Origin of the sequence: Ramlibacter sp. (assembly GCF_050250995.1) — a bacterium.
Lineage (GTDB): Bacteria > Pseudomonadota > Gammaproteobacteria > Burkholderiales > Burkholderiaceae_C > Ramlibacter.
In genome coordinates, this window is sequence record NZ_JBFWNP010000034.1 from 19,045 (window position 1) to 31,044 (window position 12,000).

Annotated in this window: 7 protein-coding genes; 5 read left to right on the forward strand and 2 right to left on the reverse strand. The window is 67.8% G+C overall.

All coding sequences use genetic code 11. From position 1 onward, the window contains the following. Positions 1-59: 59 nt before the first annotated feature. The 5 genes from smc to def all read left to right on the forward strand — a co-directional run bounded on the left by smc (position 60) and on the right by def (position 8,560). The gene (gene smc, locus AB7E83_RS19350; protein WP_428572391.1) at positions 60-3,575 is read left to right on the forward strand and encodes a chromosome segregation protein SMC; all 3,516 of its coding nucleotides are present in this window, start codon (positions 60-62) and stop codon (positions 3,573-3,575) included. Positions 3,576-3,618: 43 nt separating this feature from the next. Further along, on the forward strand, positions 3,619-4,641 hold the full coding sequence (locus tag AB7E83_RS19355; protein ID WP_428572393.1) for a cell division protein ZipA C-terminal FtsZ-binding domain-containing protein: 1,023 nt from the start codon (positions 3,619-3,621) through the stop codon (positions 4,639-4,641). Between the two features lie 100 nt (positions 4,642-4,741). Then, positions 4,742-5,908 carry an ATP-binding protein gene (locus AB7E83_RS19360; protein WP_428572395.1) on the forward strand — a complete coding sequence of 389 codons (1,167 nt, stop codon included), beginning with the start codon at positions 4,742-4,744 and terminating at the stop codon, positions 5,906-5,908. Next, positions 5,905-7,986 (forward strand): NAD-dependent DNA ligase LigA, encoded by a 2,082-nt coding sequence (gene ligA / locus AB7E83_RS19365; protein WP_428572397.1) that lies wholly within the window; start codon positions 5,905-5,907, stop codon positions 7,984-7,986. The genes AB7E83_RS19360 and ligA overlap by 4 nt, the downstream gene beginning before the upstream one ends. Positions 7,987-8,020: 34 nt before the next feature. Next, a complete protein-coding gene (gene def / locus AB7E83_RS19370; protein ID WP_428572399.1) occupies positions 8,021-8,560 on the forward strand; it encodes a peptide deformylase in 540 nt (179 codons plus the stop codon). Here def and AB7E83_RS19375 read toward each other — a convergent pair. Further along, a complete protein-coding gene (locus tag AB7E83_RS19375; RefSeq protein ID WP_428572401.1) occupies positions 8,557-11,151 on the reverse strand; it encodes a [protein-PII] uridylyltransferase in 2,595 nt (864 codons plus the stop codon). The genes def and AB7E83_RS19375 overlap by 4 nt on opposite strands. After that, positions 11,148-11,951, reverse strand: a complete 804-nt coding sequence (gene map, locus AB7E83_RS19380) for a type I methionyl aminopeptidase (RefSeq protein WP_428572403.1) — start codon at positions 11,949-11,951, stop codon at positions 11,148-11,150. The genes AB7E83_RS19375 and map overlap by 4 nt, the downstream gene beginning before the upstream one ends. Between the last annotated feature and the right edge of the window lie 49 nt (positions 11,952-12,000).

The following is a 12,000-nucleotide window of genomic DNA, read 5'->3' on the forward strand; positions in this document are numbered from 1 at the left end:
GTCCGGACGCCTCGGGTAACATCGGCGCGGACTTATCCCCCTGATTACAGGCTCCCCGCGTGCGTCTCACATCGATCAAGCTGTCCGGGTTCAAGTCGTTCGCCGAACCCACCACCTTCATGCTGCCGGGCCAGCTCGTCGGCGTGGTCGGACCCAACGGCTGCGGCAAGTCCAACATCATGGACGCCGTGCGCTGGGTGCTCGGCGAGTCGCGCGCGAGCGAGCTGCGCGGCGAGTCGATGCAGGACGTCATCTTCAACGGCACGACCACGCGCAAGCCGTCCTCGCGCTCGTCCGTCGAGCTCGTCTTCGACAACGCCGACCACCGGGCCGGGGGCCAGTGGAGCCAGTTCGCGGAGATCGCGGTCAAGCGCGTGCTGACGCGCGACGGCACGAGCAGCTACTACATCAACAACCAGCCGGTGCGCCGCCGCGACGTGCAGGACGTGTTCCTCGGCACCGGCCTGGGCCCGCGCGCGTACGCCATCATCGGCCAGGGCACGATCAGCCGCATCATCGAATCGAAGCCGGAGGAGCTGCGCCTCTTCCTCGAAGAGGCCGCCGGCGTTTCGAAGTACAAGGAGCGCCGCCGCGAGACGGAAAACCGGCTGTCGGACACGCGCGAGAACCTCACGCGCGTCGAGGACATCCTGCGCGAACTCAACGCCAACCTCGAAAAGCTCGAGAAGCAGGCCGAGGTGGCCGAGAAATACAACCGCTGGCAGGCCGACGTCACGCTCAAGCAGCACCAGCAGTGGTTCCTGAAGCGCGCCGAAAGCGAAGTCGACCAGGGCCGCATCAAGGCCGAGGCCGACAAGGCGGTGAACGACCTCGAAGCGCGCGTCGCCGACCTGCGCCACGTCGAGAGCGCGCTGGAAACCGTGCGGCAGGCGCACTACGCGGCCGGCGACCAGGTGAACCAGGCGCAGGGGCACCTGTATGAGGCGAGCGCCGAGGTCGGCCGGCTCGAAGCCGAAATCCGCTTCGTCGTCGAAGGCCGCCAGCGTGTCGAACAGCGGCTGGTGCAGCTGAAGGAACAGCTCGCGCAATGGTCGGCGCGGCGCGAGGATGCCGCCGCGGAGATCGAGACGCTGGCCGGGCAGGGCGTCGAGGCGGAGGAGCGTTCGGCGCTGCTCGCGGCGCAGGTCGAGGAGCACGACCAGCAACTGCCCGAGCTGGAAGAAGCGCTGCGCCAGGCGCAGTCGAAATCGGCGGCGCAGCGCGCGTCCGTCACCGAGGTGCAGCAGCAGATCCAGGTGCTGGCGGCGGACCAGCGCAACATCGAGGAGCAGTCGCGCCAGCTCACGCTGCGGCGCGAGAAGCTCGTGGCCGATCGCAATGCGCTCGCGGCGCCCGACGAGGCGCGCCTCGCGAACCTGCAGCAGCAGCTCGCCGCGGCGCAGGAGTCCGCGCAGACGGCCGATGCGCGCCTGCATGAGCTGCAGGACATGGTGCCGCAGCTGGACGAAGAACGCCGCGCGCAGCAGCAGGCCGTGAACGCCGAGAGCGCGAAGCAGGCCGATCTTTCCGCGCGCATGGAGGCGCTCAAGGCGCTGCAGGAAAAGGTCAAGACCGACGGCAAGCTGCAGCCCTGGCTCGCCCGCCACGGGCTGCAGGGGCTGCAAGGCCTGTGGAGCCGCATCCACGTCGAGCAGGGCTGGGAAAACGCGCTCGAAGGCGCGCTGCGCGAGCGCATGAGTTCGCTCGAGGTCTCGCGCCTGGACATGGTGCGCTCCTTCGCGAACGACGCGCCGCCCGCCAAGCTCGCTTTCTACAGCCCGCCCGTGGCCGCGGCGCCGGAGCCGGTGGGCGCGATGCCGCGCCTGGCCGACCTGCTGCGCCTGAACGATGCGGGCCAGAAGGCGCTGCTGGCCGACTGGCTGCACGGCTGCTACACGGCCGCGAGCTTCGAGGATGCGCTGGCCAGCCGCGACAGGCTCGCGCCCGGTGAGGTGATCTACGTGAAGAGCGGCCATGCGGTGGGGCCGCACAGCGTCAGCTTCTATGCGCCCGATTCGGAGCAGGCCGGCCTGCTCGCGCGGCAGCAGGAGATCGAGAACCTCGAGAAGCAGCTGCGCGCGCAGCAGCTCATCGCGGAGGAGTCGCGCTCGGCGCTCGTGCGCGCGGAAGCCGCGTACACCGATGCGTCGCAGCGGCTCGTGTCGGTGCGGCGCGAGGCGGCCGAGACGCAGTCGCGCGCGCACGAGCTGCAGGTCGAGACGCTGCGGCTCACGCAACTGGCCGAGCAGACCCGCGCGCGCAGCGAACAGATCGCGGGCGACCTCTCGGAAGTGGATGCACAGCTCGAGTTACTGCAGGAACGCCGCGTGGGCGCCGAGGCGCGCTTCGAGGAGCTCGACATGCAGCTGGCCGACAGCCAGGAGCGCCATGCGCAGCTCGACGAACGCGTGATCGAGGCCGAGCGCAAGCTGGCCGAGGCGCGCGAGCAGCACCGCAGCCTGGAGCGGCAGGCGCAGGAGGCGACGTTCACGCAGCGCTCGCTCGATGCGCGGCGCGGCGAACTGCAGCGCGCGATCGAGACGGCGACGCAGCAGGCGAGCTCGCTCGGCGACGAGGAGTCGCGGGCGCGCGATGAACTCGGTCGATTGACCGACGCGGCCGCGCAGGCCGGGCTGCAGACCGCCTTGTCGCTGAAGCTGGAGCGCGAGCAAGTGCTCGGCGCGCGCCGCAGCGAGTACGACGACCTCACGGCGAAGCTGCGCGCGAGCGACGAGCGCCGCCTGCAGTTCGAGCGCGAACTCGATCCGCTGCGCCAGCGCATCACCGAAATGCAGCTGAGGGAGCAGGCCGCGCGGCTCGGCCTGGAGCAGTACACGCAGCTGCTGGCCGATGCGCAGGCCGACCTCGAGGCCGTGGGCAAGTCGGTAAGCGAGAACAACGTGCGTCTCTCCGGCCTGCAGGGCGAGATCGACCGCCTGCACCGCGAGATCGCGGCGCTCGGCGCGGTGAACCTCGCGGCGCTGGAGGAACTGGCGACCTCGCGGGAGCGCAAGCAGTTCCTCGACGCGCAGTCCGCCGACCTCAACGAGGCGATCACGACGCTCGAAGACGCCATCCGCAAGATCGACGGCGAGACGCGCGAGCTTCTCGGCTCCACGTTCCAGACGGTCAACGAGCATTTCGGGCGCATGTTCCCGGAGCTCTTCGGCGGCGGCAACGCCAAGCTCATGATGACCGGCGAGGAGATCCTCGACTCCGGCGTGCAGGTGCTTGCGCAGCCGCCGGGCAAGAAGAACCAGACGATCCACCTGCTGTCGGGCGGCGAGAAGGCGCTCACGGCCATCGCGCTCGTGTTCGCGATCTTCCAGCTCAACCCGGCGCCGTTCTGCCTGCTCGACGAGGTGGATGCGCCGCTGGACGACGCCAACACCGAGCGCTATGCGAAGCTCGTGTCCAGCATGAGCAAGGAAACGCAGTTCCTCTTCATCAGCCACAACAAGATCGCGATGGAGATGGCCGAGCAGCTGATCGGTGTCACGATGCAGGAGCAGGGCGTCTCGCGCATCGTGGCGGTGGACATGGAATCGGCCATGACGATGGCGGAGGCGGCATGAGGGCGCGGACCACGGCAGGAGCGATATGCAGCAGGGCTTTCCCATGAGCGAATTCACGGCCGGCCTCGCCGTTCTCGGCGGCCTCATCCTTGCCGGCCTCGTCGGCTACAACGCGTGGACCACGCGGCGCAATGCGCCGCGCCAACCCGTGATGGCGGCGCCGGGAACCGGCCCGGCGGGGGAGGGCGAACGCAGCGAGCCGCTGTTCGAGCCCGACCTCACCGCGCCGCCCGCCGTGGAGAAGCGCCCGGGCCTCGACGCATTGCTCGATGCGCTCGCCCCGCTGAACGTCGAGGCATCCGTCGCCGGGGAACTCGCGGTCGCGGCGCTGCCGACCACGCGCCGTGCAGGCAGCAAGCCCTTCGCCATCGAGGGCTTCAACGAAGCGACGCAGCACTGGGAGACGCCGCGCGCGGGCCAGCGCTATTCCCGCTTCCAGGCGGGCGTGCAACTCGCCAACCGCAATGGCGCCCTGAACGAAATCGAGTACTCCGAATTCGTGATGAAGGCCCAGGGCTTCGCCGATGCGGTGAATGCCTCGCCCGAATTCCCCGAGATGCTCGACGCCGTGGCGCATGCGCGCGAGCTCGACCAGTTCGCGAGCGCGCACGATGCGCAGCTGTCCATCACGCTGCGTGCGCGCGGGGCGGCATGGAGCCCGGGCTTCGTGCATCAGGCGGCGCAGCGCCTCGGCTTCGTGGCCGGCGCGATCCCCGGGCGCATGGTGCTGCCCGCGCAGGCGCAGGGCGGCCCGCCTGTGCTGGGGCTCGCGTTCTCCTCGCAGGCGGCGCTGTCGGACGACCCGGCGCAGTCGGCCATTCGCGAGGTGACGCTGAGCCTCGACGTGCCCCAGGTGCCGCGCACCGAGCAGCCTTTCGTGCGCATGCGCGACGCCGCCATCGCGCTCGCAGCGTCGATGGACGGCCTCATCACCGACGACAACCAGCAGGTGATCCGCGCCGAATCGCTCGACGCGATCGGCGCCGACCTCGAGCAGCTGTACGACGCGCTGGAGGCGCGCGACATCGCGGCGGGGTCGCCGCAGGCGAGACGATTGTTCAGCTGAGCGAGCGGCGCCGGCTCCCGGCGCCGCTTGCAGCCTCGCAAGGCCGCGAGGCGGTCTTTGTGCAAAAATGAAGTAGTACTTCATTTTTGCAAGGAACCCGATGAGCATCGCTCGCCGCCTGGCGCCTTTTCTCCTTGACGCTGCGGACGCTTATCCGGTTGTCACGCTGACCGGTCCTCGCCAGTCCGGCAAGACCACGCTGTGCCGCGAGACGTTTCCCTCGCTCCCGTATGCCAATCTGGAGCGGCCCGACGTGAGGGCGCTGGCGCAGAGCGATCCGCAGGCCTTTCTCGAGCAATTTCCGTACGGCGCGATCATCGATGAAGTTCAGCGACTGCCCGAGCTGCTCAGCTGGGTTCAGGTGCTGGTCGACGAGCGGCCCGGCAACGGACAATTCATCCTGACCGGAAGCCACCAGTTCGAATTGATGGCATCGGTGACGCAGTCGCTTGCGGGCAGGACCGCTTTGTTGCGGCTGCTCCCCCTTTCGATCAACGAACTGCGCGACGCGGGCCTGCCCTCGGGCACCGACTGGCTTCTGTTCTCCGGCGGATATCCGCGAATCCACGCCGGGGGGACGCCGGTGTCGCGGATGCTCGGCGACTATTTCGAAACCTATGTCGAACGCGATCTGCGGCAACTGGTCGAACTGCGGCAGCTGCGCGAGTTCAGGCGTTTCGTGCAGCTCTGCGCCGGACGCGTGGGCGGACTTCTCAACCTGCACAGCCTGGCGGCGGATGTGGGCGTTTCCGACCACACCGCACGCGCATGGATGGGCCTGCTCGAAGCCAGCTACGTCGTTTACCTGCTGCCGCCCTGGTTCGAGAATCTCGGCAAGCGGCTGATCAAGGCGCCGAAGCTCTATTTCTACGATGTCGGGCTCGCCAGCTGGCTCATTGGAATTCGCGAGGAATCTCATCTTGTCGCGCACCCGATGCGCGGTCATCTGTTCGAGAATCTCGTGGTCATGGAGTTCGTCAAGCATTTCGAAAACAGCGGGCAGCGGCCCCCCTTGTTCTTCTACCGGGACAGCCAAGGTGTCGAATCGGACCTCGTCATCGAACACGCCGGCGGACCCGGCGCACTCGGTCTGGTGGAAGTGAAGGCGGGCCAGACCTATGACGGCGGATTCGCCGACAACCTTCACAGGGTGGGCCGGACGCTCGGGCCGCGCGTCACGCGCAAGATGTTCGTGTACGGCGGCAACGAGTCGTTCGTGCATTCGGGGGTCGAAGTCGCAGGTTTGCAGGCGGGCGGCTTCCGATGACTGTCGACGCCTCTCTTGCCGGACGCCTCGAGGCCTTGCGCGAACTGCTGCATCGCCACGCCCACCGCTATTACGTGCTCGACGACCCGGAAATTCCGGATGCCGAGTACGACAAGCTGTTCCGCGAACTCCAATCGCTGGAAGAGCAGCACCCCGAACTGCTCACGCCGGATTCGCCGACGCAACGCGTGGGCGGCAAGACCCTCGACGGATTCGCGAAGGTGCGGCACAAGGTGCCCATGCTCTCGATCCGCACCGAGACCGACATCGAGGCGAGCGGCGCGCGCAACTTCGATGCGCGCGTGCGCCGCGAGCTCGGGCTGGCCGAAGGCGATCCGCCCGTCGAATATGTCGCTGAACTCAAGTTCGACGGCCTCGCGATCAATCTTCGCTACGAGCGCGGCGTGCTGGTGCAGGCCGCGACGCGGGGCGATGGCGAGATCGGCGAGGATGTGACGCAGAACATCCGCACCATCGGACAGATTCCGCTGCGCCTGCCCGCAGACACGCCGCCGGTGCTCGAAGTGCGGGGCGAGGTCTACATGACGCGCGCCGGCTTCGATCGGCTCAACGAACTGCAGCGCGAGAAGATCGACCGGGGCGAGAAGAACGAGAAGACCTACGTCAATCCGCGCAACGCGGCGGCCGGCGCGGTGCGGCAGCTCGACCCGGCCATCGCACGCCAGCGCCCGCTGAGTTTCTTTGCCTATGGGTGGGGAGAAATCACGCCGCTCGAAGCGGGCGGCCCGGATTTCAGGACGCAGTTCGAGACGATGCTGACGCTGCGGTCCTGGGGCTTCCCGGTGTCCTCGCGCACGCAGATCGCGAGGGGCGCCGACGAACTCGTCGCGTTTCACCAGGCGGTGGGCAAGGAACGCGACAGCCTTCCCTTCGACATCGACGGCGTCGTCTACAAGGTCAACGACTTCGAGCTGCAGAAGCGGCTGGGCTTCGTGACGCGCGAGCCGCGCTGGGCGGTGGCGCACAAGTACCCCGCCCAGGAACAGATGACGACGATGCTCGCCGTCGATGTGCAGGTCGGGCGCACGGGCAAGCTGACGCCGGTCGCGCGGCTCGATCCCGTTTTCGTCGGCGGAACCACGGTCTCCAACGCCACGCTGCACAATCTGTTCGAGTTGCGGCGCAAGGGCGCGCGCGTCGGCGACACGGTCATCGTGCGGCGCGCGGGCGACGTGATTCCCGAGGTCGTGGGCGTGGTGCCGGGTCCGCGCAAGGCCTATGTCCCCAATTTCCGCATGCCCGCCACCTGCCCGATCTGCGGCAGCGCCGTGGTGCGCGAAAAGGGGGAGGTCAATCACCGCTGCTCGGGCGGACTCTTCTGCGGCGCGCAGCGCAAGCAGGCCATCCTGCATTACGCGCAGCGGCGGGCGCTCGACATCGAGGGCCTCGGCGAAAAGCTGGTGGACCAGCTGGTGGACGGCCAGCTCGTGAAGACTTTGCCCGACCTGTATCGCCTCGATCTCGGGGCGCTGTCCGGCCTCGACCGCATGGCCGAGAAGTCCGCGCAGAACGTGGTGGACGCGCTGGCGAAGTCCCGGGAGACGACGCTGCAGCGCTTCCTGTACGGCCTGGGCATCCGGCACGTCGGGGAAGCCACTGCCAAGGATCTGGCACGTCACTTCGGGAAGCTCGACACGATCATGGACGCCACGCCGGAACAGTTGCTCCAGGTGCCCGACGTGGGTCCCATCGTGGCCGAGAGCATCCACACGTTCTTTCAGCAGCCGCACAACCGCGAGGTGATCGAGCAGCTTCGCGGCTCGCCGCCGGAGGGCTGCGGCGTGCGATGGGAAGAGGGTGAGCCCTCGGCCCGCGCCACGCTGCCCCTGGCCGGCAAGACGGTCGTTCTCACGGGGACCTTGCCGACGATGAGCCGTGAAGAAGCGAAGGAGTTGCTCGAAGCGGCGGGCGCGAAGGTCGCGGGCTCCGTGAGCAAGAAGACGAGTTACGTCGTGGCCGGCGCCGAGGCGGGCAGCAAGCTCGACAAGGCGCGGGAGCTGGGCATCGAGGTGCTCGACGAAGAAGGCCTGAAGGCGCTCGTGGACTCTCGGGCCTGAGCGCGCCGAAATCCATCACGACGGACAATGACGCATGGCCATTCGTGAAATCCTCAAGATGGGCGACCCCCGCCTGCTGCGCATCGCGCAGCCGGTGACGCGGTTCGACACGCCCGACCTCCACGCCCTCATCGCCGACATGTTCGACACGATGAAGGATGCGAACGGCGCGGGCCTTGCCGCGCCGCAGATCGGGGTCGACCTTCAGCTCGTGATCTTCGGCACCGACGCGCCGAATCCGCGCTACCCGGATGCGCCCGTGGTGCCGCGCACGATCCTGCTCAATCCGACGATCGTGCCCATGGGCACCGAGGAAGAAGCGGGCTGGGAGGGCTGCCTGTCGGTGCCAGGCCTGCGCGGGCTCGTGCCCCGGTACAAGGCGATCCGCTACACGGGCGTCGATCCGAAGGGCCAGCCCATCGACCGCACCGTCGACGGCTTCCACGCCCGCGTGGTACAGCACGAGTGCGACCACCTCGTGGGCAAGCTCTACCCGATGCGCATGCGCGACTTCTCGCAGTTCGGCTACACCGACGTGCTCTTCCCCGACATGGCGGGCGTCGACGACGATTAGGCCGCCAGCGCCTCCAGCAGCTCGGTTTCGATCTCGATCTGCTTCCTGTTCTGCTGCAGTTCCGGCCCGTTGATGAGGAACGTATCCTCGACCCGCTCGCCGAGCGTCGTCACCTTCGCGAGCTGCAGGTTCAGCTTGTGCCGCGCGAGCACGCGGGCAATGGAGTAGAGCAGGCCCGCGCGGTCGCTGGCCGACACCGACAGCAGCCAGTGCTGCATCTTGTCGTCGGGCCGCAGGTCGACGCGCGTGGCGATGGGAAAGCTCTTCACGCGCCGCGACACGCGGCCTCGGCTCGGCGATGGCAGCGGCCCCGCCGCCTGCAGCGTCGCGGCCAGGTCCGACTCCACCATGTTCAGCAGTTCGCGGTAGTGGTCGGGCATCATGTTCGTGACGACCTGGAAGGTGTCGAGCGCGTAGCCGTTGGTGGTCGTGTGGATCTTCGCGTCGAGGATGCTGAAGCCGCCCTGGTCGAAGTAGCCGCAGATGCGCGCGAAGAGGTCGGTCTGGTCGGGCGTGTACACGACGACCTGAAGGCCCTCGCCGATGGGTGAGAGCCGCGCGCGAACGATCGGCAGGCCGCTGCCGACGTGCCGCGAGATGTGGCGCGTGTGCCAGGCGATGTCGCTCGCCTCGTGCCGCATGAAGTAGCCGACGTCGAGCGTGTCCCACAGCTTCTTGTGCGCCTGGAACGGCAGCGCGAAGAGCTGGAGTTGCACGAGCGCCTCCCGCTTGCGCGCCTCGACATCCGCGTCGCGGTCGGGCGCGCGTCCGCCCAGCACGCGCAGCGTGTAGCGGTACAGGTCTTCCAGCAGCTTGCCCTTCCACGCGTTCCAGACTTTCGGGCTCGTGCCGCGGATGTCGGCCACGGTCAGCAGGTACAGCGCCGTGAGCCGCCGCTCGTTGCCCACGCGCTCGGCGAAGGCGCGGATCACCTCCGGGTCGCCCAGGTCCGACTTCTGCGCGGTGTGGCTCATCGACAGGTGCTGGCGCACGAGGAACTCGATCAGCTCGCACTCCTCCGGCTCGATGCGGTGCTGCCGGCAAAAAAACTGCACTTCGCGCGCGCCGAGTTCCGAATGATCGCCGCCGCGTCCCTTGGCGATGTCGTGGAACAGGGCGGCGACGTACAGGACGTACGGCTTGTCCCAGCCGGCGGCGAGCTGCGAGCAGAAAGGGTATTCGTGCGCATGCTCCGCAATGAAGAAGCGGCGCACGTTGCGCAGCACCATGAGGATGTGCTGGTCGACCGTGTAGACGTGGAACAGGTCGTGCTGCATCTGCCCGACGATGCGGCGGAACACCCACAGGTAGCGGCCCAGCACGGAGGTCTGGTTCATCAGCCGCATGGCGTGGGTGATGCCGCGCGGCTGCATGAGGATCTTGCGGAAGGTCTCGTGATTGACCGGGTCGCCGCGGAATTTCGCGTCCATCACCGTGCGTGCGTTGTACAGCGCGCGCAGCGTGCGCGCCGACAGGCCCTTGATGCCGACCGTCGACTGGTACAGCAGAAACGTCTCCAGGATCGCGTGCGGGTCGTTCAGGTAGAGGTCGTCGCTTCCGACCTCGATCATCCCGGCCTTCTCGAAGAAGCGCTCGTTGATCGGCCGCGGCGCATGGGTGCTCGGATTCAGCCGCTCCTCGATATTGAGCAGCAGGATCTGATTGAGCTGCGTGACCGCCTTTGCCGCCCAGTAGAACCGCTTCATGAGCATCTCGCTCGCGCGCGCCACGGTGCGGCCCTGCGCGTTCTTCACCGCCGTGTAGCCGAACGATTCGGCCACCGATTGCTGCAGGTCGAACACGAGCCGGTCTTCGCGGCGGTTGGCGATCAGGTGCAGCCGCGCGCGGATCAGGCTCAGGAGCGCCTCGTTGCGCTTGATCTGCCGCGCCTCGAACGGCGTGGCCAGTCCCTTGCGCGCGAGCTCGTCCCAGCTGCGCCCGAGGTCCGCGGCCCTCGCGATCCACAGGATCAGCTGGAGGTCGCGAAGGCCCCCAGGCGACTCCTTGCAGTTGGGTTCGAGCGAGTAGGGTGTGTTTTCGTACTTGTTGTGCCGCTGGCGCATCTCGAGCGTCTTGGCCACGAAGAACGCGTTGGGGTCGAGGGTGTCCTTGAATGCGCGACGGAAGGCCGCGAAGAGCTTCGCGTCGCCCGCCACGAGCCGCGATTCGAGCATCGAGGTCTGCACCGTCACATCCGACTGCGCCTGCGCCACGCATTCGGCCACGGTGCGCACGCTCGAACCGATCTCGAGGCCGGCGTCCCAGCAACTGCCGATGAAGCGCTCGAGGCGCGACTTGACGGCTTCGTCTTCGGCCGAGGCGCCCTCGGGAACGAGCACGAGGACATCCACGTCGGAATGCGGAAACAGCTCGCCGCGCCCGAAGCCGCCCACGGCGGCGAGCGCGAACGAGCCATCGAGCCCGGCGGCGTCCCACAGGCGCTGCAGCGCCGTGTCGGCGAGCGAAGCGAAATCGGAAAGCAGGCGGCCGATGCCGCGCGTGGAATTGCCCTGCGCGCGCAGCCGCTCGAGCAGCCGTGCCTTGCCGGCGCGATGCTCGTCGCGCACGGACTGCACGGCCGACTCGGTCATCCCTTGACGAAGGCGGGCGGCGGCGGGCTGCCGTCCGAGAGCGTGAGGACCTCGTAGCCGGTCTCGGTCACCAGCACGGTGTGCTCCCATTGCGCCGAGAGCGAATGGTCCTTGGTGACGATGGTCCAGCCGTCGTTGCCGAACTCCTTCACGTCGCGCCGGCCGGCATTGATCATGGGCTCGATGGTGAAGGTCATGCCGGGCTTCAGTTCCTCGAGCGTGCCCGGCTTGCCGTAGTGCAGCACCTGCGGCTCCTCGTGGAACTTCCGGCCGATGCCGTGGCCGCAGAACTCGCGCACCACCGAAAATCCATTGCCCTCGGCGAACTTCTGGATGTCGAAACCGATGTCGCCCAGGCGCACGCCGGGCTTGACCTTGACGATGCCGTGCCACATGGCTTCGTAGGTGATCTGCACGAGCCGCTTCGCCGCGATGGAGACTTCGCCCACCATGAACATGCGGCTGGTGTCGCCGTACCAGCCGTCCTTGATGACGGTGACGTCGACGTTGACGATATCGCCCTTCTTCAGCGGCTTGTCGTTGGGAATGCCATGGCACACGACGTGGTTGACCGACGTGCACAGCGATGCGGGGTAGGGCGGGTAGCCCGAGGGCTGGTAGCCGAGCGTGGCCGATGTCGTGCCCTGCTTCTTCATGAATTCCGAAGCCAGGCGGTCGATCTCGCGCGTCGTGATGCCCGGCTTGATGTGGTCCGTGAGGTGGTCCAGGACCTCGGCCGCGAGCCGGCCGGCGGTGCGCATGCCCTGAACGCCCTCGGCATCCTTGTACGTAATACTCATGGCATCGATTATCCCATCGGGCCCGCAAGGCGCGCAGATAGAATCCGCG